The sequence below is a fragment of the Neptunomonas sp. CHC150 genome (genome assembly GCF_030397555.1).
Taxonomy (GTDB): Bacteria; Pseudomonadota; Gammaproteobacteria; order Pseudomonadales; family Balneatricaceae; genus Neptunomonas; species Neptunomonas phycophila.
In genome coordinates, this window is sequence record NZ_JAPNXU010000005.1 from 273,591 (window position 1) to 298,987 (window position 25,397).

Below are 25,397 nucleotides of genomic sequence, written 5' to 3' on the forward strand. Positions count from 1 at the left end.
ACTTCCACACATAGGTATAGCCCAAAAGTGGCGGATTTCCACACATTTAGGGTTTGTAGTCATTTTTATCGAGCCCATACTTCTGCATTTTGTCGTATAGCGTCTTTCGCGGTAAGCCTAAACCAAGCAGGGTATCCTTGATTGAGCCGCCATGACTGGCCAACTCAGCCTGAAGAAGCATCTTCTCAAAGCGTTCTACCTGCTCTGGTAACGTCATCTTTCCTGTTTCTGCATCGGTAATCGGTCGATTATCAAAGTCAAAAGTACAGCTTTCGCCCAAAAGCACGTAACGCTCAGCGAGGTTACGTAACTCCCGCACATTCCCAGGCCAGTCATGCGTTACCAGACGATGCATCCGTTCCGCCGAAATGCTGGGCACATCACGATTGTATTGTGCAGCCGCTATAATTGAGAAATGCTGAAAGAGTAACGGTATATCATCTATCCGGTTACGCAACGGAGGGATATCGATACGAACCACGTTGAGCCGGTAATACAAATCTTCACGAAAATCTCCTTGCTCAGCCATCGTTTTAAGGTCGGTTTTACTGGCCGCTATCACACGAATATCAAGAGGGATTAATTCATTAGAGCCTAAGCGCTCAATAGTCCGCTCTTCCAGAACACGCAATAGCTTAACCTGCAACGCCAGCGGCATACTTTCGATTTCATCTAAAAATAATGTCCCGCCATTAGCATGCTCAAATTTACCAATACGGCGTGCTTTGGCATCGGTAAATGCTCCTTTCTCGTGACCAAACAACTCACTTTCTATCAAGCTCTCAGGGACAGCTCCACAGTTGATCGCTACAAAGTTGTTGCTGCGACGGTTACTGTGCTCATGTATGTAACGCGCCATCAGGTCCTTACCTGAACCTGTCTCCGCAAGGATGAGAATGTCGGCTGGAGTATCCGCTACCGCAAACACTAAACGCCTTAAGTTTTGAACAGAGGGGGTATTACCAATAATGCGAGGTCCCGGAGCATTTTGAGCTTCCAGCTCCTGACGCAGTCGACGGTTTTCTAGGGTAAGCGCGCGTTTTTCTGTGGCTCGGCGTACAATATCTAATAACAAATCTGTGGAAAAAGGCTTCTCAATAAAATCATACGCGCCATCGCGCATTGCGTTAACCGCCATTGATATATCGCCATGACCCGTAATCAATATAATCGGAATATCAGGGTCGATAGCCTGTACCTTTTTCATTAACTCCAGACCATCCATGCCAGGCATGTTGATATCTGACACTAAAACCCCAGGCCAAGCAGCTTCCAGCAAAGCCAACGCTTTTTCGGCACTGGCTTCTGTGACCACGTCATAACCACCCAACTCTAATGATTGTCCGGCTGATATCCGAATATGCTCTTCATCATCCACCAGCAACACTGAGGGTGTAGGGGTTGTATCAAGAGAGGTCGTGTTCAGGGGCTGCATAAAAGGCTCACTATTATTGTTAAGTTCTAAACCGAGTTAGAGAGTCGTCAACTGCTGGTTCAAGTCCATACTCGGGTCGGCCGGTAAAGCTAAACGGAACTGTGCTCCTCCAGCAGGGTGGTTACTCACTGACAGTTCACCTCCCATACTGGCGATAATACGATGTGAAATCGACAAGCCTAACCCCAGACCACTTCCTGCTTTCTTGGTTGTGAAGAATGGCTCAAAAACACGCTCTAAATCCGCTTCTGGGATTCCTGGGCCCGCATCATGGACATACAATACATGGCAATGCTCTTCGTAGTCTAAACGGATATCAATGCGACGCTCTGCTTGCTGATCCATCGCTTGAATGGCATTGCCTATTAAGTTAACAAGCACTTGCTCAATTCGCACAATATCACCAAGCACATAGTAACGATCTAAGCCTTCGGGCCAACTGATCACCACGTCTTCACGCCCTAATCGACCGTACATAATAGCCATGGCGCCGTCGCGAACCGATTGCAAACATACCGATTCTTGCTGACCGCTCGACTTACGCGAGAACTCTTTCAGCGGGTGGATAATTTTAGCCATGCGCTCAGTTAACTGGCTAATCTCCTGCAAGTTACGCTCAACATTATCAATACGAGACAAGCGCAAAAACTGCTGAGCATTGTCCGCGTAGGCTCTAATGGCCGTCAACGGCTGATTTAATTCATGATTGATACCCGCCGACATTTGCCCTAACACGGCTAGCTTCGCGGTTTGTATAAGCTCGTTTTGTGTCTCTTTGTGTTGTTGCATCTCATCTCGCAGCTTTTGGTTCGCTTTGGTGAGGTCTAATGTTCGATCTCGCACGCGATTCTCAAGCTCAGCTTGTGCCTGCTGTAAGGCCTCTTCGTACTGTTTACGCTCAGTGATGTCATGCATGGTAATCAGAAAACGGGAGCCTGCTTCTCCGGGCATTTGGCCAATGCTCAGCTCTACCGGGAAAAAGCTTCCATTCTGCCGACGGCCTGAGGCTTCGATATTCAGATCATTACCAAACACATTGGCGTTGTTGGTTATGTGCTGCCAGCAGACAGGCCTGTCGGCATGCGCCAACAGTAAGCTGAAAAAGCGGTTTTTAAGCTGATCTTCGCGATACCCAAACAAGCGCTCTGCGGTGTGGTTAAACGTTTCTATTCGTCCTTGGCTATCAAGGGTAATCAATCCGGCTTGTGTGTTATCTATAATGGCACGGATACGGGATTCATTTTTCTCTAATGTTTTGAGTTCGCGGGTTCTAAACTGCGAGCGCTCTTTCATGATACGGCGCCGAATCGTCAACACCAGCACAAGGAGAACAATGGCAATATAGATAAATGCAGCAAAAATCATCGCATTAAATGCTTGCCGTTTTACCGGTTTTAAACTGGCTAAAATAGCAACTTTAAAACCCGCTTCTGGTACCTGCGTGTTCTGCAGTAAATACTCACCCGCTCTGGCTCCATCCAACGCACTGTTTCGTATTTCTGGCCCATCTACTAAGGTGATGAGTTGGCTGCCATCCGCACGCTGTTCTCGCTTAATCACATCCAATGAGGTTAACTGATGATTGCCATAACGTAGGCTATTAATAATGCGCTTTACATCCGCCTGAGATAACGGCCGCAGTGTGTGGAATTTCCACTCGGGCTGCGTGGAAATAAAAATAACGCCATCCTCGTCCGTTACCAACAGGTCTGTATCGGGATCGCTCCAATCCTCTTCAATCTCGTTTAAGTCAATTTTAACCACGACCGCACCGTAAATAGTGCCACGGTGCTTAACAGGGTAAGCAAAGAAATACCCCCGCTTATTGGAGGTTGTTCCTAACGCAAAATATCGACCAGGCTGGCCTTTTACAGCGTCTTGAAAATACGGTCTAAAACTGAAGTTACGATCAACAAATGAACTACTTTTAGTCCAGTTACTCGCCGCTATCGTTACCCCTTCGCTGTTCATCAAATATGTATCGGATGCCCCTATCACGCTATTTACTTGCTCTAAATACAAATTAGCGCGCATGCGCGAATCGCTGCTTTTATCGTATAAGAGCGTATTAATCAGCTCCGAATGGGTAGACAATAAACGAGGTAAGTCTTTATACCGGTCAAGCGTTTGCTGCAGACTCAAAGCATAGCGATTCATATCCGCTTGCGTACGCTGCTGCAATTCGTCGATGCCGTTACGCTGACTCAACATGGATACTTGGATTAGCAACAACACGAAGCCCACCGACAAACCGATGATAATGGCTGTACGTGATAAATTAAGATATTTAGTCAGAACACGTGTCCTATTACTAATTACATGAAGCTGACATGATCAGCTGCTATGATTTTATATGAAATGTATCCACTCTACACAAGAGCGTGATACCGACTTCAGTCAAACGAGAGCCGCCATGTTAAAAAGAACCAAAATTGTTGCCACTTTAGGGCCTGCCACTGATAAACCGGGCATTTTAGAAGCCTTAATCCGCGAAGGCGTAAACGTTGTTCGTCTTAATTTTTCTCATGGCGTTCCTGATGATCACCGCCAGCGCGCAGAAGCCGTTCGCGATATTGCTCGCCGTTTGGGTAAAGTCGTTGCTATTTTAGGTGACTTACAAGGCCCTAAAATCCGTATTGCCAAATTCAAAGACGGAAAAATACATCTAAACGTTGGCGACCATTTCGTACTAGATGGTGAACTAGATGCCCTTGCAGGCGACCAGCACCAAGTAGGCTTGGATTATAAAGATTTACCCAAAGACTGCGAACCCGGCGATATTTTGCTGCTAGACGATGGCCGTATGCAACTGAAAGTATTGGCCGTCAATGGCTCGCGTGTAGAGACCGAAGCCATTTTGGCTGGTGATTTATCCAACAACAAGGGTATTAACAAGCAAGGCGGCGGCCTTTCAGCGGCGGCCCTAACCGACAAAGATAAGCGCGATATTATCACGGCCGCCGAGATCGGCATGGATTATGTGGCCGTTTCCTTCCCGCGCTCAGCCGCCGATTTAGACGAGGCTCGCTCACTACTGAAACAAGCAGGCAGCAATGCTGAAATCATCGCGAAGATAGAGCGTGCTGAAACGGTCGCCACCGATGAGGCATTAGATTCACTGATTCTCGCCAGTGATGGAGTCATGGTCGCTCGTGGCGACTTAGGCGTAGAAATTGGTGACGCTCAACTCATTGGCGTACAGAAAAAAATCATCACTCGTGCTCGCGAGCTTAGCCGGTCTGTGATTACGGCAACGCAGATGATGGAAACCATGATCAAAAGCGCGATGCCTACCCGAGCTGAAGTATTCGATGTAGCCAATGCTATTTTGGACGGCACAGACGCCGTTATGCTATCCGCCGAAACGGCCGCTGGCGATTTTCCGGTTGAGGTCGTTAAGGCCATGACTAAGATCTGCCAAGGCGCCGAAGAGCATCAGTCAGCTAAGCCAACGGTCACGAGCATCACCAAACGAGGTGACCGTATCGATGAGACTATCGCCCGTTCAGCCATGTACACAGCCAATCACCTAGTGGGCGTCAAGGCGATTATTTGCCTAACAGAGTCAGGCTCTACACCGCGCTGGATGTCTCGTATACGCTCAGGTCTACCTATTTACGCCTTAACACGCAATGAGGTCACCATGCGCCGTATGGCCTTGTATCGCGGCGTAGAAGCCATGCACTTTGATGCAACTCAAGTCGCTAGCGAGAAACTAAACGATGAAGTATTGTCAGGCTTAAAAGCCAAAGGTGTCCTTAACTCGGGCGATCTAATTATACTCACACGTGGTGCTAACATTGGGGAAAACGGCGGCACTAACTCGATGCAAGTATTGCAGGTACCGTAATTTCGCATAACGAACTCAAGCCCCTGTTCTGCCGTCAGATCAGGGGCTTTATACAGGTGCGCTCTACTTTTTCCCCTTTTTCCCTTCCCTCTTGTCATCGCGAACGGCCGGCAACAGTTAGCAAGCTTTCTTTATTAACACTGAGAGACTAGTTCCCGATCCGCAAACCTACTGTTATTCTCTCGCTTGTGTTTTTTATTGTTAGGGATACCGCTCCAATGACTCTTGCCAGCCAGATTGCCAAGGAACTCAATGTCCGTCCACAGCAGGTTGAAGCAACCATAGCTTTACTGGACGAAGGTTCGACTGTTCCCTTTATTGCTCGCTACCGTAAAGAAGTGACCGGCGCTCTGGATGATAGCCAGCTACGCTTACTGGCTCAGCGCGTAGAATATTTGCGTGACTTGCAAAGCCGTAAGCAATCCGTCCTGCAAAGCATCCAAGAACAAGGCAAGCTCACCCCTCAACTAAAAGCCGATATTGAATCGGCCGACACTAAGGTGCGTTTAGAAGATCTCTACCTACCGTTTAAACAAAAAAGACGTACCAAAGCACAAATCGCCCGCGAAGCTGGATTAGCGCCGTTAGCCACAAGGTTACTACAGCAATCTGGCGAGGCTCCGTTAACGCTAGCCAAGGCGTACATAAATCCCGATCACGCCATCAACCACCCACAGGACGCACTCGACGGTGCCCAGCAGATCCTCATTGAGCAGTTTGCTGAAGAGGCCAACTTAATAGAAACGCTACGTCAGTGGTTTTGGCAAAACGGTCAGCTGCATGCCAGCGTCATGCGTGGGAAAGCAAGCGACGATAGTAAGTTCAGAGACTACTATGACCACACCGAAGCGGTTAGCCGAATGCCCTCTCATCGCGCGCTGGCCGTTTTTCGTGGACACAAAGGCAGCGAGCTAAAAATAAGCATCCTACCGCCTGAACAAGAGCAATCAACGCCGGTAGAAACCATCAAGCGCTTTTTCTCGCTACCCAATGGGCACTCAGCACAAGATCAATGGCTGGCATCCACTGCCGAGCTTACTTGGTCACAGAAGTTACATAAACAGTTAGAGACCGATGCCCTACGCCGTCTTCGGGAAACAGCAGAAGCAGAAGCGATTCGTGTATTTGGTCTAAACCTCAAAGACTTGCTACTAGCGGCTCCTGCTGGACAAAAAATTACACTAGGTTTAGACCCAGGCCTGCGAACCGGAGTTAAGGCCACCGTTGTTGATCAAACAGGTAAGCTTTTAGCCTACACAACAGTCTTTGCGCATGCTCCACGCAACCAGTGGGACGAGTCGATCCATTCATTAGCGACTCTCATTAAACAACACGCTGTTGACCTCATCAGTATTGGTAATGGCACCGCCTCGCGTGAAACCGAACAACTCGTAAAGGCAATTAATAAGCACTACCCAGAACTTACCTTCACATCAATTGTTGTCAGTGAAGCGGGCGCTTCTGTGTATTCGGCATCCGAGCTGGCAGCTAAAGAGTTTCCAGAGTTAGATGTCACGTATCGCGGCGCCGTTTCAATTGCGCGTCGCTTGCAAGATCCTCTCGCCGAACTTGTTAAGATCGACCCTAAAGCTATTGGTGTCGGCCAATACCAGCACGACGTGGATCAAAAAGCCTTAGCTGGCGCGCTCGATAGTATTGTCGAAGATTGTGTTAACCATGTTGGCGTCGACCTCAACACAGCTTCATGCGAGTTACTGGTCCAAGTTGCAGGCCTTAACCGCACGACAGCACAAAACATTATCGATTACCGTGATGCTAACGGAGCCTTCAGCGACCGTAAAAAACTGCTTAAAGTACCGCGTTTAGGTGCAAAAGCGTTTGAGCAATGTGCAGGCTTTTTGCGCATTCGCAATGGCAAACAAGCACTAGATAATTCAGCAGTACACCCCGAGGCATATGATTTAGTGGATCAGATGGCGCACTCTGTTAATACGACAAGCGATCAACTAATTGGCAACACGGCTTTGCTTTCTCAAATCGATCGCCAGCGTTTTATTAGTGACCAGTTCGGTGAGTACACTGTTCGCGATGTTCTATCAGAACTCGAAAAGCCAGGACGAGACCCTCGACCAGAATTTAAGACAGCCACGTTTGCCGACGGGGTAGAAAAGATCGCGGATTTAGAACCGGGTATGCAACTAGAAGGAGTGGTCACCAATGTGACAAACTTCGGGGCATTTGTCGACATTGGTGTCCATCAAGACGGCTTGGTGCATATTTCGGCACTGTCTGATCAGTTTGTGAAAGACCCTCACACTTTGGTCAAAACAGGTGATATTGTCAGCGTGCGAGTGATTGATGTCGACGAGGCACGTAAACGCATCGCTTTATCAATGAAGTCAAATGCAGACTCCACGTCCCACAATCGCAAAGCGGCTCCCAAAACATCTACCCAAAGTGAGCGTACGTACAAGAAAGCGCCAGCAAGCAAAAACGCTACTCAACAACGCAGCCAGCACTTAGGAACAGGCCTTGCAGACAGCCTCAAAGCGGCTGGCTTTAAGATTAAATAGTTATAAAATTAGCGCTTTCAGATTGAATACTAGAACGCATCGTTGCAATGCCGTTTTAATAAATAGGTGGGCTATAATAGCGCCACACAATATAGCCTCTCGTTGAAGGACTTCATTTTGACATCCGTTTTAGAACAACAACTTGATCAACTGACCAGCCAAGGCACTGCACAGTATTTGAAAGGCATCCTTCATGGTATCGAAAAAGAGGGGCTTAGGGTTGATCACCAAGGGTATCTTAGTCAGTCCTCTCACCCTGCTTCATTGGGGGCCGCTCTGACTAATCCTTACATTACTACCGACTATTCAGAAGCACTGCTTGAATTTATTACACCGGTACTAGCTGAGCCAGATGCCGCTATTGAGTTTTTAGACGACCTGCATACCTACAGCTACCAAGGTTTAGGGGATGAATTAATCTGGGCTGGCAGCATGCCGTGTACTATTCCTAAGGCCGAAGACATTCCCATCGCTGAGTTTGGGTCCTCGAACGTCGGCCAAATGAAGCACATTTACCGGGTAGGACTGGAGCATCGCTATGGCAAAATGATGCAAACGATCGCAGGCATCCACTATAACTTTTCGCTACCTGATGACTTCTGGCAAGCCTATCAAGCTCAGGAAGGCAACACCGATAGTTTACAAGCCTTTCGATCAGCCTCTTACTTTAAGTTGATCCGTAACTTTCGACGTTACTCATGGCTTTTACTGTATTTGTTTGGAGCCTCCCCTGCATTAAGCAGTAGCTTCCTTACAGGCAGAACTCACGAGCTGCAGCAGCACAAGGAGCAGACTCTTTACTTACCGTACGCAACGTCGCTACGCATGAGTGATCTAGGCTACTCAAACAAAGCGCAATCGTCGCTTAACATCTGCTTCAACCACTTGCACACTTACACCCGCTCCTTGCACAGCGCCATACACACCCCCTATTCAGCTTATGAAAAAATTGGGGTCAAAGTGGATGGTAACTACCGCCAATTAAACAGCAATATTCTACAAATCGAAAACGAGTATTACAGCGATATTCGCCCCAAACGCGTGACCCGTTCGGGCGAAAAGCCTCTTCATGCGCTCCAAGAGCGTGGCGTAGAATATGTTGAAGTGCGAAACACTGACATCAACCCATTATTACCGTCAGGGATTGATAGTTCGCAGGCACATTTTTTAGATGCGTTCCTCATCACTTGTCTTTTGATGAGCGATAAAGAAATTAGCGTGCTCGAATGTGACATGCTCAGTACAAACCTGCAACGGGTAGTCACTCGTGGGCGCGAGCCAGGGCTCAGCCTAGAGACCCCCGAAGGCGAAATCGACCTAAAAGCCGCCGGCATAGACGCGCTTGAACAGATCGCTCTTACTGCAACTATGCTGGATCAGATTCATCAAACTAGCGCATATAGCAGTGCTGTCGTGGCTCAAAAGGTAAAAATGGTCGACGCCTCTAAAACGCCATCAGCCATGGTACTTGCCGACCTATTCGCCAGTGATACCGAACACAGTGAATGGTTAGTACAAAAGAGTATCGAGCATAAAAATAACTTCTTACAGCGGAAAATATCACCCACTCGAGTAGCGGAGTTCGACGCATCGGTCGCAGACTCTTTACTCAAACAAGCCGATATAGAAGCAAATGACACACTGGAGTTCGATCAGTACTTAGCTCAGTATATGGAAAGCTAAATACCAAAGGTCGCAAGTTTCTATCAACTACTGAAGCTTGCGCCCTAAATGCTGTATTAATTTTTTATAACAATAACTTACTGAACCACAAAACTCGTAAAGAACAAGTCAGAAATCATCGCCTCGCCCTCTTCTTCTACAATTAAATCCTGAACTACTTTTAAGCTCTTTTTCGCCAATTCCGTTTGTGCCTGAATTGAATCAACACTTTCGGCTGTTTGACCGCTGTATAAGAACACAAGGTCGTTTCGGATATTGGCCATGTGATGGTTAATCGCAAACTGTGTGGCCTCAGAGCCTACCGCGATCGATACTTCACACTTCAAAAAACGCGTCACACCCGGCCCACCAAAGTTGACTGTAAACGGCTTAAGCTCGACATAGCCAACATAATCATCCGCTGGTGCAGCGTCATCATCAGCCGCATAGGCTACCGAAAAAAAGCACAAAAATATGACGGCTATCAAGCCACGCATGGGTAACATACGAACATCCTCAAGAAATCAGCTATACTGGGTTAATAGCTTCAGTATAGCTATGGATGATCTAAGTGCCAGTCATTCACGTATTGCACTAAAAAGTAGCTTGGGATTACTATTGAAGCTCTGCATTGGAACAGGAATCCGATTATGTTAGAAAAATGCCAAAACGCTAAAGAACGCTGGGGTGGTGTCAGCAATATTATCGATAACTGGTTAGAAGCTCGCCAAAAGCTCATTAGCCAGTTTGTTGCCTTGCCTTCCACTGAAGTGAAAAACCTTGAAAGCAAGATCGGACAGTTCTGCACCGCTATGATGGACTATTTGTCTTCAGGTCACTTCGAAGTATATGAGCAGCTATTACGCGAAGGCAGCGAATACGATGATGGTGGCTTAGAAAAAGCGCAAAAGCTTTTCCCTCTGATACAACCCACCACGGACGCAGCGTTAGACTTTAATGACGCGTATTCATCCTTTTCTTCACCAACCGTTCAACAAATCCGAGAGTTTTCGTTTCAGCTATCAACTTTAGGTGAGAACATTGAAGAGCGCTTTACGCTTGAAGATCAGCTCATAGAAGTACTCCACACAGCACATCGCGACATAGTGATGTCTACGGAAGAAGCACAAGTATGATGCCGGTTATCACAGGCAAGTTACTACCTTTGGCATTGATCTGTGGACTACTCAGCGCCTGTGATAACACATCATCTCCTTCTGACTCGCAACGCTTTACCACCTTGGGTGCATACTCTGGTGCCATTTCGCAGGATGGTTCCTTAGCGGTTGTAGGTGCTCAAGAGGAAGGAGGCAGCTTATGGAACATACAACGCAAAGCGCGGCTGTATGACTGGAATCACGCATCAGGAGAGCGATCTCTGATTGCTGCCACCAGCTTTTCCCCTGATGGTCTGTTTGCCGCAACAGCGACACAGCAAGATTTAGTGCTCTGGCACACAGACACAGGCCAAGCCGAATGGTTTTGGAAAGCCCCCGGTGAAATTTTAGATATGGCTTTAGGTGAGCAAGGCCAATATGCGCTATTAGGGCTAAGCAACCAAGCGGCGGTCTACTTTGACATCATTAACGGAGGCATCAAACAAACGCTTCCTCATCAAGCGCGCGTCCGTGCCGTTGATCTTAGCGATGATGCTGAATTGGCCATAACCGGCGCGGATGATTACACAACTACTGTCTGGAACCTCGCCACCGCAGAGCCGTTGCATACACTGACGCTCGACAATGTTATTGATGTAGCCGCCCTGTCACCCGACGGACGTTTAGCCTTTAGTGCCAGCACCTTAGATAAGGCGATTATTTGGGATACCGCATCCGGCAAGGTATTACACACACTAAGCAGTAGCGAAGGCTTAATTCCTAAACGCGTTAGTTATGTGGCTGCGCGCTTTTCTAGCAATGGCAACCAACTGTTAACAGGTACCTCTTCTGGCTTAATCCAGCTTTGGAACAGCCAAACAGGTCAATTAACAAAAAGCTGGCGTGCTCATAAACGAGAGGCTTACGGCCCCAATAGCACTTCCATTTATGATGTCGCATTTGGCAGCAATGGCACCTACTATGCCATGGGCTCAAATGGTGTTTTAAATACCCTCCGCTAAAATTAATTTCCTGTCTATAATAGATTAGCGAAGCCATTATTCGTCTTTAACCGTGCGTCAGCGCACAAATCCATATAGTATTTTGTTGCTAATAACGGTCACTTATTCGTTTTAGTGTGTACTTTTACCCTAAAAAAACAAAAAAGGCTTAGAAAGTGAAGACAACGACAACTACAGGTATGACGTTATTTCCAAAAATACTCTTTAGTATTTTACTCGTCATTCTCGTACCGCTTGCCGGTTTACTCTACCAAAGCATATTCCAGTTTCAGGCAGAGCTGGAACGAAAAGTTAATCAAGATCTAAAAAACACCAGTGAAACTTTAGCCGCGAAAATTAACGGCTGGACAGATATGAGTGTTCGTTTACTTAAGCAAAATGCTGCCTTACCGGAGGTGCGTTCGTACAACGAAGCTCTACAGGCTCCTATCCTGGCAAGCATTTTAGATACCTATGAATGGACCTACTTAGTTTACGCAATAGGCCCTGACGGCTATAAAACGGCACGCAGTGATAATGACCCGGTTCTCAATGCTGATGGCACACCCAAACACTTTCGAGGTGATCGCACCTACTTTCAGCAAATAAAAGCTGGCAATGCTATAGGCCAGCAGGTACTGCTTAGCCGCACGCTGGGTAAACCTGCCTTTATCTTATGCCATACGGTCGGCATTCAGAGCAGCCCTGGGGCCCTTTGTATGGGCATGAAACTCACCGACATGTCAGAAGCGGTCGCCAACATTAGCTTTGGCCAGAGCGGTTATGCCATGCTGCTGGACGACGATAATAAGGTTATTGCCCACGGCAAGCCTGAGCTACTATCAGAACAGTTACAGGATTTTTCTGATTACCCAATGGTAGCTAACGGCACACTGGAGCAACCCGTGGTATACAGCAACAATGGCGTAGAGAAAGTCGCTTACATGCAGCCTTTAAACCAAGGCTGGCGCTTAATTATCGAGCAAGACTATGACGACGCTTACGCGAGCGTAAAACGCACCAAATTAGAAGCGTATATTTTAATGATTGCGACCCTAATTATTAGCATACTGGCAGCCTACTTAATTGCTCGACTCATAACTCGCCCCATTGCGAAACTTACGGCTATTGCTGAAGATATTAGCAAAGGTAAGTTTCACGACAAGCTTGATGAATCAGCCCGCGGTGACGAAATTGGCACACTAGCCCGCTCCATAGAGCGCATGGGGGTTAGTATTAAGATTATGCTTAAACGATTAGCGAAGAAGAGCTAGTTAGTCGTACCCTAGCGTTATAGCAAGACACAAAAAAACCACCGTAAAGGTGGTTTTTTTTATATCGATCAGCCGTCAAACTATTCGCTTGGATTTACTTCCAATAGCTCTACGTCAAATACCAGCGTTGAGTTAGGGCCTATTGCATTACCCATACCGCCTGGACCATATGCCAAATCAGAAGGGATCGCTAACTTCGCTTTACCGCCCTCTTTCATCATTTGAAGTGCTTCTGTCCATCCCGGAATAACACCATTCAGCGGGAACGAAACAGGCTCATTACGTGAATAAGAGCTATCAAACTCAGTGCCATCGATTAATGTGCCACGGTAATGTACTTTGACCGTATCTTCTGCCGAAGGCTGTTTACCCGTGCCTGCAACTACTTCTTCAAACTGAAGACCGCTATCCGTCGTCACCACACCGTCACGTTTTGCGTTTTCAGCCAAGAATGCTTCACCAGCCTCTAGATTTTTTTGGGCTAGATCAGCGACTAACTTACGCTGTTCTTCCATTTTTTTTGCCTGGAAAGCCTGCATGGTTTCACCCACTTGCTGGGCATCCATTTCTGGCGTAGCACCTTCATAAATAGACTTTAGACCCGCTTGGAAAGCCTCTAAATCAAGCGTATCCATATCCTGTTTGAGCTTTTCACCCAAAATCAAACCTAGGCTGTAGCTGACTTTCTGATCTTCAGAATCCAAATCTACGGCATGTGCCATTACAGGCATCAAAGCGATGGTACTTGCGACCGTCATGGCCAGCAGCGTTTTTTTCATTACGTTATCCTTAAGACTCAATACAAGTTTACAGCTTAGTGCATCATTACACAGGAAAGTTCACCAATAAGCTATTCTGTGATCGTATCAAGAAATGCAACCTCTAACACCTTGATAGCATTAACTTTCGCTTCCCCAGTGTCTTTTAAGAGTGACATAAGATTAGCAGTCACCAACTCTTTCACTGTTTTAGCAGTCTGTTGCGGCCATGCTAAAGAGGCATCGTAGAGAAACGCCAACTCAACTCGCTCGGCTTCCAACTCTGCGCGCCGCATTGCGCCGTAAACACCTGCGGCAGCCAATTTTAGATCGTCACGCACGCGGTAACGTAACGCCCTTAACGGCGCTGTAATTTCCGATTGCCAGCGAATGGCATGGGTTTGCGCCAGCACATCAAGATCTAACTCCTTTTTTTCTGAAGCTAACCATCCGGCAAACAACAAGCGATTGATCGATAATCCATGATCATTCTGCAAAGATAAGCAGAGGGCTTCCACTTCTGGCTGCGCATAAACGGCCAGCACAAAGTTCCAAAGAGGAGTATGTAATTGCATAGCTGTGATAAACTTTCGCGCCTATGATTCAGATATCTCAACTCAGCTTACACCGTGGCGCTCAGGCATTGCTCGAGAAAGCCAATCTTACCATTTATCCCGGTTGGAAAGTGGGAATTATTGGCGCCAATGGCGTCGGTAAGTCTAGCCTATTCAAACTCTTACTGGGTCAACTTGAGGCCGACGCGGGTGATTTAGACGTACAAGCCAATCTTACCATTGCCCACATGGCACAAGAGGTAACGGCAACCAACCGTAAAGTATTAGATTATGTGCTGGATGGCGATGCCGCATTACGTCATATTCAGCAACAACTCGTTGACGCCGAAACACATAACCAACCCGAGAAAATTGGCGAGCTGCATGCCGAACTCGACTCTATCGAAGGCTATAGCGCTAATGCGCGTGCCGAACAATTATTAGCCGGGCTTGGGTTTAGCGCAAACGACTTCCAAAAACAGGTCAAAGAGCTATCTGGCGGCTGGAGAATCCGCTTAAATTTAGCGCAAGCCTTGATGTGCCGCTCGGATATTTTATTGCTTGATGAGCCGACAAACCACTTAGATTTAGATGCCACAATTTGGCTAGAGGATTGGCTACGCAACTACCCGGGCACATTGCTACTTATATCGCATGACCGTGACTTCTTAGATCAGGTGGTCACGCATATTACCCATATGCACCAGCAAAAACTGGATATCTATAAAGGACAATACAGCGCCTTTGAGCGTGCTCGTGCCGAAAAGCTAGCTCAACAGCAAGTCCAGTTTGAGAAACAACAGCAGCGCATTGCCGAAATTGAGCAATTTGTTCGCCGCTTTAAAGCCAAAGCGTCTAAAGCCAAACAAGCGCAAAGCCGTGTTAAAGAACTAGAGCGCATGGAGCAAATATCCGCCGCCCATGTCGACAGCCCATTCACTTTCCGCTTCCCGAGCAGCGATAAGGTATCTAACCCATTGCTGTCACTCAGGCATAGTGATTGCGGCTACGCTGAAAAAGCCATCCTAAAAGGTGTATCAATCACGCTTACACCCGGCTCCCGTATCGGTCTTTTGGGCCCTAACGGCGCAGGCAAATCCACTCTGATTAAAAGTTTAATGGGCGATTTATCCGTTTTAAATGGCGAGCGTCATACAGGTGAGCATTTACGGGTGGGTTATTTTGCTCAACATCAACTGGAAGCGTTGGATATGGAAGCGTCTGCGGCCTTGCACATACAACGTATATCACCACAAGCGACCGACCAAGAAGTTCGCAACTACTTGGGCTCTTTTGGTTTTATCGGAGATGATGCGCTAGCGCCTGTAAAACGCTTTTCCGGAGGTGAAAAAGCACGCGTAGCATTGGCTTTAATTGCGTGGCAAAAACCAAACCTACTACTGCTAGACGAGCCGACAAACCATTTAGACTTGGAAGTACGCCACGCGTTGACGATGGCTATGCAAGAGTTTGAAGGCGCTGTCATTCTTGTCTCGCACGATCGCCACTTATTACGTAACACTGTCGATCAATTCTTACTGGTGGCAAACGGTAACGTAAGCGACTTTAGTGGCGATTTAGATGACTATCAACGCTGGTTAACCGACCAACGCCGTATTGCCCAACAGGCGCAAAGCAAAACCGTTGAGCGTGAGAGCCAATCGATCTCAGCAGCTGACCGCAAAGCTCAAAAGCGTGAAGCCGCTGAGTTACGCAAAAAGCTCAGCCCTATAAAGAACAAAATAAGCGCACTCGAAAAAACCATGGAAACTCTTCAAGCGCAACTGGGTGAGGTAGAAACTTTATTGGCCGACAATAGCCTCTACGAAGCCAGTAATAAGGACCAGTTACGAGACACGCTAGCTAAACAGACACAATTAACACAGCAACTGGACACAACGGAGAGCGAATGGATGGAGCTAGCGGAAACGCTAGAAACCATGGAGCAAAGCCTAGCTAATGAATAGCATAGGATATAAGCCCTACAAAAAAGTCCGGTACGAATAATCGATACCGGACTTTTTGGATACGTCCAGAGACTAGTCCACACATTACTGCGATAACGTGCGGGTTAGCTCCTGCAGCTCATCATCATGTTCATTCATTCGTGCTATTTCTTCATCAACGATTTGCTGCGTTAGTCCTGCTGCTAAGAGCACGTCATCATTAATAGACTCAATAGGACCATCCGCATTTTGATGTTGGCGCAGGGCACGGTTCGCAATGTACACCACTTGAGAGAACGCATCCGCTTCTTCATGTAATGGGTCATTGAAATAGCGAACCCCACGGCACACTTCTTCAGGTAGTGACCAACACTCCATCAACCAAGCACCGACTTGCTCACGTGTCACATGTAGAATGTGCTTTTCGATACTATCTAAACGTAAGTGCGGATTCGCCTCGATGTAACGCGATAGCAATGAAAAATGCGGCGGAAATAAATGCCCTAGCACCACATAACCAAAATTGTGAAGCAAACCCGTCAAATAAACGAGCCCAGGCTTAGGCCGTGCGTCATAAGGCATTTTTTTGGCTAACCGCTCAGCAAGAGTCGCTGTGTAAACCGCTTGCTTCCAATAGGGAATTTGGTTTCGCGGTGTATCTTTAGGCAAATCTAACGTTTTACCCATAGCGATACCCAATGCCAAGTTCACGACCAAATCAAACCCGAGAATGCGGATAATGGCGTCTTCAATAGACTGTATACTGCCGGGCGCTGCATAATAAGGAGATACCGACCAGCTCATTACTTGAGCAGACAAGCTAGGATCCACCTTCACTACAGGCACTAGATGGTCTACACCAGCAGCGGGATCGCTGCGCAACTCTATAATTTTATTCGTCGTTGGCGCCAGACTTGGTAAGCCCAGCGTGTCTTCTAGCCGCTGACGAATACGCAGTGCGGTGAAACGCTCCACGGCATGCGTAATGACGGCCTCATCATCCCCTTGTGGCTGCACCTTCTCGATATCATCTAAGCTGATACCAAGCGACAACGCTTGTGTGGTTTCGCCAAACCAGGACTTGGAGGCTGTAAATGATAAGCTGGAATAAGGCTCTATGATCTCAATACTCTTGAGATCATCAATCGATTTATCAATCAGCAACGGCAGGCTAAATAATTTCTGCTGACCTTCAGGAGTGGAGAGTTTGTCTTGCCCGAAAAAACGAAGCGCATCGTCACAGCGTGTCGGTTGTAAATTACGACCCGCTTCACGCCACAAACTCACTAAATTTAATAATTTTGCGGCAGGTAATAACACCAATACTTTGCCATCACTGTCATGCAGCAACACCAAACGACATTGTTTATTCTGCTCTACGGTTAATGTCTTTACACCAATGGCCAACGCTCTTCCTCCGGTTTGGTCCATATAATCAGCACCTTAATAAAGGCAGTATAGCCTAGCCTTGCAAAGCTGCTATAAAACACTTATCAAGCCAGTAAAAAGGACAAAACAAATCAGAGACGAGTGACTTTATTAACCGTACGCAACGACCGAACTTTTTTTATGGTTGCGGCTAAGTGAACGCGATCTGTTACAGCAATTTCAAGGTCAACACGCGCTAATTGGCCTTCTTTTTCCGACATATCAATCTTCAGAATATTAGCTCCTGATTCTGATATTGTCGTGGCTAAATTAGCGATAACACCCCGCTGCGATGTCACGCTCACCTGAAGAAGCACTGTAAACTCTTCATCCATTGCATCTGACCACTCCAGAAAAATACATTTCTCTGGATCATCACGCAGATAACCAATATTACGGCAATCTATGCGATGAATGACCAAACCACGACCGCTGCTGATATGGCCAATTATTTTGTCCCCAGGTATAGGACGGCAGCACCGTGCGTACTGTATAACTAAACCTTCTGTACCTTGAACAGCTATCGGCTTTTGCCCTTTAGTTAAACTATCGGCAGGTTCATCGTCAGGTTTAAGTTTTCTTGCAACAACATAGGCCATACGGTTGCCCATGCCGATATCTTCGAGCAAATCGTCAAGCTCATCAAAACTGCCGTCACGCAACAACTCGGCAAGCTTAACGGCATCAATGTGCTCAACGGTAATGTTATAGTTGGCAAGAAACTGATTGAGCAATCGACGGCCAAGTTCCACCGACTCATGACGTTGTTGGTTTTTTAGGAAATGGCGAATACTGGAACGCGCCTTACCGCTGACAACAAAATTAAGCCACGCCATGTTTGGCTGAGCGCTCGGCGTTGTAATTACTTCAACTGTTTGACCGCTTTCTAAAGGCTCTGATAACGGAGCAAGACGGCGATTTATACGACATGAAACGCATGAGTTACCCACATCAGTATGAACAGCATAGGCAAAATCAACCGGTGTTGCTCCGCGAGGCAACTCTAAAATTTTACCTTGTGGCGTAAATACATAGACTTCATCAGGAAACAGGTCTTTTTTAACGTGCTCAATAAACTCCATTGAGTCGCCAGCGTACTTCTGCATTTCCAACAGGCCTTGCACCCATTTTCGCGCACGGTTGTATGAACCTATGGCACTATCTGAATCACCATACACTTTATAGTGGCTGTGCTCAGCAATACCTTGGCTGGCTACAGCGTCCATCTCTTTGGTGCGAATTTGTACTTCGATAGTGATGTCACGCGCACCGAATAACTCTGTATGCAAGGATTGGTAGCCATTCGCCTTAGGAATGGCGATATAGTCCTTAAAACGCCCGTGAACAGGTTTATAAAGGTTGTGAACCGCGCCTAAAACACGGTAACAATCATCAACACTTTCCGTCACGATACGAAACGCAAATACATCCATGATTTCTGAAAACGCTTTTTTCTGCGCCTTCATTTTGTTGTATATGCTGTAGAGGTGTTTTTCTCGTCCGGTGACAATACCCGGTAGTTTTTCTTGGCTTAAACGCTGGCGAATAGAATCTTCGATAGAGGTAATAATATCTTTTCGCTGACCTCGGGCTTTAACCACCGCTCGGCGAATATACTTGGCCCGCATTGGATAAAAAGATTGGAATGCGAGGTCTTCTAATTCTACCTGTAGGTCACGCATCCCTAATCGTGCAGCAACCGGCGCATAGATATCCAATGTTTCACGAGCAATGCGGCGCTGTTTAACAGGCGGCATAGCGCCTAGAGTGCGCATATTATGTAAACGGTCTGCCAGCTTTACCAATATAACGCGTATGTCCTCGGCCATTGCCAAGACCATTTTCTGAAAGTTTTCAGCTTGAGCTTCAGCTTTAGTTTCAAACTCGAGGTGGGTAAGCTTCGATACGCCATCAACGATATCCGCTACGGATTCGCCAAATTGCGCCTCGATAGCTTCGTAATCAATTTCGGTATCTTCAATAACATCATGCAACATCGCCGCCATTAGGCTTTGATGATCCATGTGCATACCTGCAAGGATGCCTGATACAGCTAGAGGATGGGTAACATAAGGCTCGCCACTTTTGCGGCGCTGGCCATCATGAGCCTGCTCTGCATAAAAGTAGGCACGACGAACATCTCGGATCTGTTCTAGATCAAGATAGTCGTTTAAATGTCCAGATAGGGCATCGATTGTCGGCATTATCTCTCCGCTACGTCTATAGGCATCCATCGCATTGAATGGGATGCCTATAATCTAACAGACTTATACCTGTCGATGGAATAACGCCTTTAAATGACGACGAAAAAGGGCCGAGCTTAGCGGCGCTCAGCGTCTTCTAGGATTTGCTTAGTTGTCAGGCCTTCTGCAATTTCACGTAACGCGACAACGGTATCTTTGTCGTTTTCACGATCCAACTTAGGCTCTTTGCCGCCTGTTGCTAGCTGGCGAGCACGTTTTGCTGCAACCATAACCAATTCAAAACGGTTATCTACGTTTTCTAAGCAATCTTCAACTGTGACACGTGCCATGTTTAAACCTCAAATCATTGTTCGTTCTAAGAACGGGGCAGTTATTTTACTGGACAGTTTTTATACTGACAAGAGATCTTGCAACAGATCCGCATATCGACGCTGCTGGCTCGCTCGTTTTAGCCTTTCAGCGCAGAAAATAGACTGCAAATCGTTTAATGCTAAATCAAAGTCATCATTAATGACGACATAATCAAACTCATCGTAGTGCTGCATCTCTGAAACAGCTTTAGACATGCGATGTTTAATAACCTCGGCATCGTCTTGTCCTCGACCGGTCAACCGGCTTTCAAGTGCAGCTCGCGATGGCGGTAAAATAAAGATAGAGATATTTTCGGGCATTTGCTCACGCACTTGCTGAGCGCCTTGCCAATCTATTTCTAAAATAACATCAACCCCTAAGTCGAGCTGACCTTCCACCCATGCACGTGAAGTACCATATTTATTAGTAAATACTTCGGCATATTCTAAAAACTGGTTATCAGCAATCAGCGCATCAAAATCCGCCATACTGACAAAATTATAATCTACGCCGTTATGTTCACCGGGGCGCATTGAGCGCGTTGTGTGGGAGACTGAGACGCGCACCCTGTTATCGTGCGTCAGAAGTGCTTTTACTAAACTGGTTTTACCAGCACCCGAAGGCGCTGCAATAATGTAGAGGTTACCGCGAACGTTCATGCTCTGTCTCTTGCTACTTTGACGGCGCTATAGCATAGCTACAGCGAAGATGAGCGACGTATTATAGTATTATCTAACGAGAATTCATCGCCTAGCCTGATTTTAGTCACTTTTATTCCCGCCGGGCGCTTAAACAAAAACGGCCCAGCAGGTTAACGCTGAGCCATATCGTCGCTTTACACTCTTTTACACATCAATACGTGCCTGTGTTTGAGCATCAAACAAGACCGCTTTGCTCATATCAAACATCAATGATGCCACCTCTCCGGGTTTAACCGGATAACGCGGATTAACCCGACAGTTAACTTCAACACCATTCACCTCAGTCACTACCATGGTGTCAGCTCCGGTGGGTTCAATCACCTCAACTTTTACATCCACAGAAACCACCGTGTCCATATTCTCTTTATGCGGCACCGGGTCGGTAATCATTTCAGGACGCAAGCCCAGCGTGACTGTTTTACCAACGTGAGCAGATAAATCCATAGTTTGAGGCATAGGTAAAATTATCTTCTGGCCATTGCCATCAATAAACTCCACACCATAACCCTCACCATTTTTTACCAGCACCACTGACATAAAGTTCATAGCTGGCGATCCCATAAACCCGGCGACAAACTGGTTTACCGGGTTATCGTAAATTTCTTGCGGCGTATCAAGCTGCAACAACTCTCCATCTTTCATAACCGCGATACGATCAGCCAAGGTCATCGCTTCAATTTGATCGTGAGTAACATAAACAATAGTGGTACCCAAACGCTGATGCAGTTTTTTAATTTCGGTACGCATCTCAACACGTAGCTTTGCATCTAGGTTCGACAAGGGCTCATCAAACAAATACAAGCGCGGGCGACGTGCCAAGGCGCGGCCCATCGCTACGCGCTGGCGCTGACCACCCGACAAATTGGCTGGTTTACGGTCCAATAAATGCTCAATCTGCAGCAGGGTAGACACCCGCTGTACTTCTTCTTCGCGTTCTTTCTTTGGCATTTTACGAATTTCTAAACCAAAGGCGATATTTTCACGAACAGTCATGTTGGGATAAAGCGCGTAAGACTGGAATACCATCGCTATATCACGATCTTTAGGCGAGGCATGGGTAACATCCTCATCACCTAATAAGATACGACCACCAGTTACATCTTCAAGACCTGCTATGCTGTTCATTAGCGTAGACTTACCACATCCTGACGGGCCCACTAAGATTAGAAACTCACCCTGATCAATCGCTATATTGATCCCTTTCAGAACCTTCGCCTGACCGTAACTTTTTTCTACATTATCAATTGTTAACGCAGCCATGTTGAATCCTCAATTATTATTCTTTAGCCTTTCACAGCACCGGCGGTCAGACCGCGAACAAAATATTTACCTGCAAACACATACACCAGCAGTGTTGGCGCGGCTGCTATCAGAGCAGCGGCCATATCCACGTTATATTGCTTACCCCCAAAGCTGGTGTTAACCAGATTGTTAAGCGCCACCGTGACAGGTTGCGTATCAAAACCAGAGAACACCACGCCAAATAAGAAGTCATTCCAGATTTGCGTAAACTGCCAGATGACTGTCACAACAATAATGGGCGTGGATAGTGGAAGAACAATACGCCAGAAAATACGGAAGAATCCGGCACCATCTAAACGTGCAGCACTAATCAACTCTTTAGGAAGCGCGATATAAAAATTACGAAAGAACAAGGTCGTAAAAGCAACACCATAGACAACATGCACCATCACTAAGCCGGTTGTTGTGTTCGCGAGCCCAAAGAAACTCAGTGTGCGCGCCATCGGTAATAAGACCACCTGAAACGGGATGAAGCAGCCGATCAAAAGCAGCCCAAAAAACAGCTCACTGCCGCGAAAGCGCCACATAGCAATCACATACCCGTTAAGCGCCCCTAACAAGGTAGAAATAACCACAGCGGGGATCACAATCATGAAAGAGTTCATGAGATAAGGAGAAATCCCTTCGCACGTACCACCGGTGCAAGCACTCCCCCACGCTTTGCCCCACGCGTCAAAATTCAATGAACCCGGTAACGACAGCAAGGTACCCGTACGGATTTCTTCAACATCTTTAAGCGATGTCAGCAACATCACCCAAAGCGGCATTAAATAAACAAATGCCATAACCAGTAGAATGGCATACAAACCGTAACGCAATAAACGCTGCGCCAGACTGGTTGTTTTCGTCATTGCATTAGGCATTTTTCTTTCCTCGTAGCTCTGAGTAAAGATACGGTACAAGTATCGCTAATACGCCGCCCAACATAACCATTGCACTGGCAGCACCTAAGCCCATCTGCGCACGCGTAAAGGCATGCGTATACATAAAGTTCGCAGGCAAATCTGAGCTATAACCAGGGCCACCACCCGTTAATGCCGCGACCAAATCAAAGCTCTTAATAGCAATGTGCGCCAAGATAACAAAGGCACTAAAAAAGACAGGTTTTAAACTCGGCAAAATCACTCGGCGATAGATCATCGGCATGGAAGCCCCATCGAGCTGCGCCGCTTTAATCATATCCTGATCAACACCACGCAAACCGGCCAAGAACATAGCCATCACAAAGCCCGAAGACTGCCAAACCGCCGCAATCACCAAACAAAAGACGACACGATCAGGATCAACTAACCAATCAAGCTGAACACTCTCGAATCCCCAGCTATGGAACATTTTCTCTAAACCCAGCGATGGATTAAGCAGCCATTTCCAGGCTGTACCTGTCACAATGAACGAAATAGCCATGGGATAAAGATAGATAGTACGCAAAGCACCTTCAGCACGAATTTTCTGGTCCAAGAAAATCGCAAGAACGATACCTAACGCCAAACACGTGAGAATAAACAGAGCGCCAAAGACAACCAAATTATCTAATGACACTAACCAGCGATCATTAGCAAAGAGCTTTTCGTATTGCCCTGTACCAATAAATTTCCAGACAGGCAGCATACGAGAGCTGGTAAGCGATAAAAGCGCGGTCCATATAATGTAACCGTACATACAAACCATAACCATCAACAACGTTGGGGTCATGACCAATTTAGGTAGCCAGCTCGCGAGGCGGTCCTGAAAACTGACCGAGCGAACCCGCTGAGCCTTACCTTCTGGCAGCACAGGAGTTTGATTTTGCATAATCATTACCGAAGATTGGAGTATCGGAGATCGTAGTGATCAAGTAGCAAGCGCGGCACGATGTCCACGCTTGCTCAAAGCGAACCGCTTACAGTTGAGCGGCTTTAACAGAACGCGCCAGTGTTTCAACCGCATCTTCAGCCGACGTATCGCTATTGAAGAAGTTAGTCACCACATCGTAAATCGCACCCTGGACTTGCGAAGTAGTCGCCAAACCATGCGCCATACTTGGCACTAGCGTACCGCTAGCCGAGCTGGCTTCAAACGCATCCATTGATGCCAAAGCGCAGCTATCAAACGGGGCACGGTTCATTCCCATACGCGCAGGGATAGAACCTTTGTTCAAGTTAAAAGTTTCTTGGAAAGCGGGGTCCATCACCAGCTCAGCTAGCTTGCCTTGCGCTTTTGATGCGTCATCATCGCTCAGCGCGAACATCGCGAATGAATCAATATTAAACGTAAAGGTTCCGCTAGTATCGGGTGCGGCTAGGCATACATAATCCACACCTGGCTTTTTGCCCGCGGCGGTAAATTCGCCTTTCGCCCAGTCACCCATGATCTGCATTGCCGCTTCGCCATTAATGACCATTGAGGTAGCAATATTCCAATCACGACCGCTGGCATTCGGGTCGATAAAATCACGTAACTTTTTAAAAGTTTTGAAGACGTTGATCATTTCGGCGCCTTTCAGCGTCGCTTCATCATGATCAACAAAGGCTTTGCTATAAAACTCTGGGCCACCAACACCCAACGCTACTGCTTCAAATAACGTAGCGTCCTGCCATGCTTGACCACCATGAGCCAAGGGAATGACACCCGCTTCTTTTAACTTAGGTGCAACTTCAAGAAACTGCTCCCACGTTGTCGGGATACCCAAGCCTGCTTTACGGAAAGGTTCTGGGTTAGCCCACAGCCAGTTAACACGGTGCACGTTAACCGGCACGGCTACGTATTTACCGTCGTATTTCATTACATTGCTAACAACAGGGGGCAATAAAGTATCCCACTTACCTGCCGTCGCTACGCCATCAAGATCCGTTAGAAAACCGAGATCACCCCACTCTTGAATATCTAAACCTTTGATCTGAGCCGCCGCAGGAGGGTTACCCGAAATAGCGCGGGACTTGAGCACCGTCATCGCTGATTCACCACCACCGCCAGCTACAGCAAAATCTTTCCATGTATGGCCAGATTCGCCCAAGTATTCTTTCAATACATTAATAGCTGCCGCTTCACCACTGGATGTCAGGTAATGGAGAACCTCTACCTCAGCCGCTTGCGATACGCTTGCAGCTACCGATAAAGCTAAACCAGAGAGACAATACTTTAAATTTTTCATGCCATTCGCCTTCTTTTTGTTGTTTTGACGTTAGTCCGGATGTCACCGGCACATAGAACACTAACAAAGACAAAAAAAATAATGCGTAAATTAGTGCAATCATTTGTAACAGGGCGTTACAAAATCGCCCAAATGACGCAAAACAGCGATATAAAAGACAACTAACAGCC

General features: G+C 47.0%; 20 protein-coding genes. 7 read left to right on the forward strand and 13 right to left on the reverse strand.

Translation table 11 applies throughout. The annotated features are described in order from the left end of the window. Window positions 1-46: 46 nt before the first annotated feature. Entirely contained in the window at window positions 47-1,435 is a 1,389-nt protein-coding gene (locus OW491_RS05705) for a sigma-54 dependent transcriptional regulator (RefSeq protein ID WP_215151159.1), read from the reverse strand. Window positions 1,436-1,471: 36 nt separating this feature from the next. Beyond that, a complete protein-coding gene (locus OW491_RS05710; protein ID WP_290035063.1) occupies window positions 1,472-3,670 on the reverse strand; it encodes an ATP-binding protein in 2,199 nt (732 codons plus the stop codon). 178 nt (window positions 3,671-3,848) lie between these two features. On the opposite strand from OW491_RS05710, the gene pyk reads away from it, so the two are divergent. The 3 genes from pyk to gshA all read left to right on the forward strand — a co-directional run bounded on the left by pyk (window position 3,849) and on the right by gshA (window position 9,502). Beyond that, window positions 3,849-5,285, forward strand: coding sequence for a pyruvate kinase (pyk, locus tag OW491_RS05715; protein ID WP_075173587.1), 1,437 nt, complete (start codon window positions 3,849-3,851; stop codon window positions 5,283-5,285). 218 nt (window positions 5,286-5,503) lie between these two features. Continuing rightward, window positions 5,504-7,819: a Tex family protein gene (locus OW491_RS05720; RefSeq protein WP_290035064.1), complete on the forward strand. Its 2,316-nt coding sequence runs from the start codon at window positions 5,504-5,506 to the stop codon at window positions 7,817-7,819. Between the two features lie 117 nt (window positions 7,820-7,936). After that, window positions 7,937-9,502, forward strand: a complete 1,566-nt coding sequence (gshA, locus tag OW491_RS05725) for a glutamate--cysteine ligase (RefSeq protein WP_075179443.1) — start codon at window positions 7,937-7,939, stop codon at window positions 9,500-9,502. Window positions 9,503-9,579: 77 nt separating this feature from the next. Here the strand turns inward: gshA and OW491_RS05730 are convergent, their stop codons facing one another. Then, complete coding sequence (locus OW491_RS05730) at window positions 9,580-9,987, reverse strand: flagellar basal body-associated FliL family protein (protein ID WP_246283283.1); 408 nt, start codon at window positions 9,985-9,987, stop codon at window positions 9,580-9,582. A 144-nt stretch (window positions 9,988-10,131) separates the two neighbouring features. Here OW491_RS05730 and OW491_RS05735 point away from each other — a divergent pair, with 144 nt between their 5' ends. The 3 genes from OW491_RS05735 to OW491_RS05745 all read left to right on the forward strand — a co-directional run bounded on the left by OW491_RS05735 (window position 10,132) and on the right by OW491_RS05745 (window position 12,853). Beyond that, window positions 10,132-10,617, forward strand: a complete 486-nt coding sequence (locus OW491_RS05735; RefSeq protein WP_075179444.1) for an Rsd/AlgQ family anti-sigma factor — start codon at window positions 10,132-10,134, stop codon at window positions 10,615-10,617. Next, window positions 10,614-11,600: a hypothetical protein gene (locus OW491_RS05740; RefSeq protein WP_083637682.1), complete on the forward strand. Its 987-nt coding sequence runs from the start codon at window positions 10,614-10,616 to the stop codon at window positions 11,598-11,600. Before OW491_RS05735 ends, OW491_RS05740 begins: the two co-directional genes overlap by 4 nt. A gap of 155 nt (window positions 11,601-11,755) precedes the next feature. Beyond that, a complete protein-coding gene (locus OW491_RS05745; protein ID WP_139303168.1) occupies window positions 11,756-12,853 on the forward strand; it encodes a cache domain-containing protein in 1,098 nt (365 codons plus the stop codon). An 80-nt stretch (window positions 12,854-12,933) separates the two neighbouring features. Here the strand turns inward: OW491_RS05745 and OW491_RS05750 are convergent, their stop codons facing one another. Beyond that, a complete protein-coding gene (locus OW491_RS05750) occupies window positions 12,934-13,632 on the reverse strand; it encodes an FKBP-type peptidyl-prolyl cis-trans isomerase (protein WP_215151155.1) in 699 nt (232 codons plus the stop codon). A 71-nt stretch (window positions 13,633-13,703) separates the two neighbouring features. Beyond that, complete coding sequence (locus tag OW491_RS05755; protein ID WP_075173275.1) at window positions 13,704-14,186, reverse strand: TIGR02444 family protein; 483 nt, start codon at window positions 14,184-14,186, stop codon at window positions 13,704-13,706. A gap of 23 nt (window positions 14,187-14,209) precedes the next feature. Here OW491_RS05755 and OW491_RS05760 point away from each other — a divergent pair, with 23 nt between their 5' ends. Beyond that, window positions 14,210-16,132 (forward strand): ATP-binding cassette domain-containing protein, encoded by a 1,923-nt coding sequence (locus OW491_RS05760; protein ID WP_290035067.1) that lies wholly within the window; start codon window positions 14,210-14,212, stop codon window positions 16,130-16,132. A gap of 84 nt (window positions 16,133-16,216) precedes the next feature. Here OW491_RS05760 and OW491_RS05765 read toward each other — a convergent pair whose 3' ends face one another. From OW491_RS05765 to OW491_RS05800, 8 genes are all read right to left on the reverse strand, one after another. Further along, window positions 16,217-17,542, reverse strand: a complete 1,326-nt coding sequence (locus OW491_RS05765) for an HDOD domain-containing protein (protein WP_290035068.1) — start codon at window positions 17,540-17,542, stop codon at window positions 16,217-16,219. A gap of 89 nt (window positions 17,543-17,631) precedes the next feature. Next, complete coding sequence (locus OW491_RS05770; protein WP_075173277.1) at window positions 17,632-19,743, reverse strand: RelA/SpoT family protein; 2,112 nt, start codon at window positions 19,741-19,743, stop codon at window positions 17,632-17,634. Between the two features lie 116 nt (window positions 19,744-19,859). Further along, complete coding sequence (gene rpoZ, locus OW491_RS05775) at window positions 19,860-20,072, reverse strand: DNA-directed RNA polymerase subunit omega (protein WP_075173278.1); 213 nt, start codon at window positions 20,070-20,072, stop codon at window positions 19,860-19,862. A gap of 60 nt (window positions 20,073-20,132) precedes the next feature. Then, window positions 20,133-20,753, reverse strand: a complete 621-nt coding sequence (gmk, locus tag OW491_RS05780; RefSeq protein WP_075173279.1) for a guanylate kinase — start codon at window positions 20,751-20,753, stop codon at window positions 20,133-20,135. A 186-nt stretch (window positions 20,754-20,939) separates the two neighbouring features. After that, the gene (locus tag OW491_RS05785; protein WP_290035069.1) at window positions 20,940-22,055 is read right to left on the reverse strand and encodes an ABC transporter ATP-binding protein; all 1,116 of its coding nucleotides are present in this window, start codon (window positions 22,053-22,055) and stop codon (window positions 20,940-20,942) included. A 23-nt stretch (window positions 22,056-22,078) separates the two neighbouring features. Next, complete coding sequence (locus tag OW491_RS05790; RefSeq protein WP_215151150.1) at window positions 22,079-22,960, reverse strand: carbohydrate ABC transporter permease; 882 nt, start codon at window positions 22,958-22,960, stop codon at window positions 22,079-22,081. Further along, window positions 22,953-23,789, reverse strand: a complete 837-nt coding sequence (locus OW491_RS05795; RefSeq protein ID WP_246283367.1) for a sugar ABC transporter permease — start codon at window positions 23,787-23,789, stop codon at window positions 22,953-22,955. The genes OW491_RS05790 and OW491_RS05795 overlap by 8 nt, the downstream gene beginning before the upstream one ends. A gap of 187 nt (window positions 23,790-23,976) precedes the next feature. Next, window positions 23,977-25,227: an ABC transporter substrate-binding protein gene (locus tag OW491_RS05800; RefSeq protein ID WP_075173283.1), complete on the reverse strand. Its 1,251-nt coding sequence runs from the start codon at window positions 25,225-25,227 to the stop codon at window positions 23,977-23,979. Window positions 25,228-25,397 lie beyond the last annotated feature (170 nt).

Bases quoted from the DNA above. Each gene is read 5' to 3' on its own strand.
- OW491_RS05705 (WP_215151159.1), bottom strand. From the start codon at position 1,435: ATGCAGCCCCTGAACACGACCTCTCTTGATACAACCCCTACACCCTCA.
- pyk (WP_075173587.1), top strand. From the start codon at position 3,849: ATGTTAAAAAGAACCAAAATTGTTGCCACTTTAGGGCCTGCCACTGAT.
- OW491_RS05720 (WP_290035064.1), top strand. From the start codon at position 5,504: ATGACTCTTGCCAGCCAGATTGCCAAGGAACTCAATGTCCGTCCACAG.
- OW491_RS05730 (WP_246283283.1), bottom strand. From the start codon at position 9,987: ATGTTACCCATGCGTGGCTTGATAGCCGTCATATTTTTGTGCTTTTTT.
- OW491_RS05735 (WP_075179444.1), top strand. From the start codon at position 10,132: ATGTTAGAAAAATGCCAAAACGCTAAAGAACGCTGGGGTGGTGTCAGC.
- OW491_RS05740 (WP_083637682.1), top strand. From the start codon at position 10,614: ATGATGCCGGTTATCACAGGCAAGTTACTACCTTTGGCATTGATCTGT.
- OW491_RS05750 (WP_215151155.1), bottom strand. From the start codon at position 13,632: ATGAAAAAAACGCTGCTGGCCATGACGGTCGCAAGTACCATCGCTTTG.
- OW491_RS05755 (WP_075173275.1), bottom strand. From the start codon at position 14,186: ATGCAATTACATACTCCTCTTTGGAACTTTGTGCTGGCCGTTTATGCG.
- OW491_RS05760 (WP_290035067.1), top strand. From the start codon at position 14,210: ATGATTCAGATATCTCAACTCAGCTTACACCGTGGCGCTCAGGCATTG.
- OW491_RS05765 (WP_290035068.1), bottom strand. From the start codon at position 17,542: ATGGACCAAACCGGAGGAAGAGCGTTGGCCATTGGTGTAAAGACATTA.
- OW491_RS05770 (WP_075173277.1), bottom strand. From the start codon at position 19,743: ATGCCGACAATCGATGCCCTATCTGGACATTTAAACGACTATCTTGAT.
- rpoZ (WP_075173278.1), bottom strand. From the start codon at position 20,072: ATGGCACGTGTCACAGTTGAAGATTGCTTAGAAAACGTAGATAACCGT.
- gmk (WP_075173279.1), bottom strand. From the start codon at position 20,753: ATGAACGTTCGCGGTAACCTCTACATTATTGCAGCGCCTTCGGGTGCT.
- OW491_RS05785 (WP_290035069.1), bottom strand. From the start codon at position 22,055: ATGGCTGCGTTAACAATTGATAATGTAGAAAAAAGTTACGGTCAGGCG.
- OW491_RS05790 (WP_215151150.1), bottom strand. From the start codon at position 22,960: ATGCCTAATGCAATGACGAAAACAACCAGTCTGGCGCAGCGTTTATTG.
- OW491_RS05795 (WP_246283367.1), bottom strand. From the start codon at position 23,789: ATGACCCCAACGTTGTTGATGGTTATGGTTTGTATGTACGGTTACATT.
- OW491_RS05800 (WP_075173283.1), bottom strand. From the start codon at position 25,227: ATGAAAAATTTAAAGTATTGTCTCTCTGGTTTAGCTTTATCGGTAGCT.